This window comes from Actinomadura rubrisoli, from assembly GCF_004349215.1.
In the GTDB taxonomy this organism is placed as follows: Bacteria; Actinomycetota; Actinomycetes; order Streptosporangiales; family Streptosporangiaceae; genus Spirillospora; species Spirillospora rubrisoli.
This window is the reverse complement of record NZ_SMKU01000733.1, coordinates 1-1,047: the sequence shown is the minus strand read 5'-3', so window position 1 is coordinate 1,047 and position 1,047 is coordinate 1. Positions and strand designations below refer to the sequence as shown.

Below are 1,047 nucleotides of genomic sequence, written 5' to 3'. Positions count from 1 at the left end.
GGCCAGGACGGGGAACGCCAGGGTTCCGGCGACCGCGGCGGGCAGGATCAGCGGGCGGCGCGCGCTCACCCGCCCGCCCCGATCCGCTGGAGTTCGGACTGAAGGCCCGTGAAGGCGTCCGGCTCGACGGCGAGGGCGCCGGTGAAGACGTGGGAGATGTCGATGGTCAGGTAGACGCCGGCGGCCAGCAGCGCCGCCATCAGGCCCAGGGGGATCAGGGTGGCGCCGCGGGGCCGGGCGCCCGACAGGAACGGCAGCAGCGCCACCACGATCCCGGTGATCGCGGTGACGACCAGCAGGCCGGTGGGGGGCGTGGTCCGGGCGTCCATCGCGCGCTGGTGCCGGGCGGCGGAGATCTCGGTGACGTGGTCCAGGACGGCGGTGCGGGCGTCCTTGAGCTCGTCGGAGTCGGCCTTGAGGGCGATGACCTCGCGGCGCAGGCGGTCCAGGCGGGTCCAGCCGTCGGGGCTGAGGCGGCCCTTCTTCATCTGGCGCCATTCGGGCCCGCGGACGAGCGCGGCGTACTCGCGCAGTTCGGCCTGGACGCGCTGGGCGTCGGGGGCGGGCAGCCGGTTGGCGGCCCAGTACGCCTCGACGATGGCCTGGCTCTCGGTGTAGGTGTTGGAGCGGGCGGAGTCGGCGTTCGTCCAGGGCACGACGATCGCGATGGCGAACGCGAGCAGGAACATCGCCGACAGCATCGCGCCGGTGTGGGAGTTGGTGGGGCCGTCGGGGTCGGGGTCCTCCACGCCGTGCCGCAGCCGCCGCACCATCCGGCTCGCGATGATCACCACCGCGATCGCGCAGACCGCCGCCCCAATGTAAATGATCATGATCCTCCCGATTCACGCGCGGCCGCGGCGGCGCCGGGACGGCCGCCACTGATCGTCACTTTACTTTTACGAACGGTAGCCATGGGCGGATTTTGAGAGGACCGTCACCGGGCGGTGAGGTGTCGGCACCTGGGACGGAAGGGGAATCTGACGCCATGGGTGACTTTGCGTGGCAGCGGCGCGGGAGCGGGTCCCGTGCGGCAGGGTGGAAGGT

Annotated in this window: 1 protein-coding gene; it reads right to left on the bottom strand. The window is 72.1% G+C overall.

The window, feature by feature from the left end; translation table 11 throughout:
- Positions 1 to 65 precede the first annotated feature (65 nt).
- The gene (locus tag E1298_RS47170; RefSeq protein ID WP_131903854.1) at positions 66 to 833 is read right to left on the bottom strand and encodes a bestrophin-like domain; all 768 of its coding nucleotides are present in this window, start codon (positions 831 to 833) and stop codon (positions 66 to 68) included.
- Positions 834 to 1,047 lie beyond the last annotated feature (214 nt).

Coding starts and splice junctions, on each gene's coding strand:
- E1298_RS47170 (WP_131903854.1), bottom strand. CDS start 833: ATGATCATTTACATTGGGGCGGCGGTCTGCGCGATCGCGGTGGTGATC.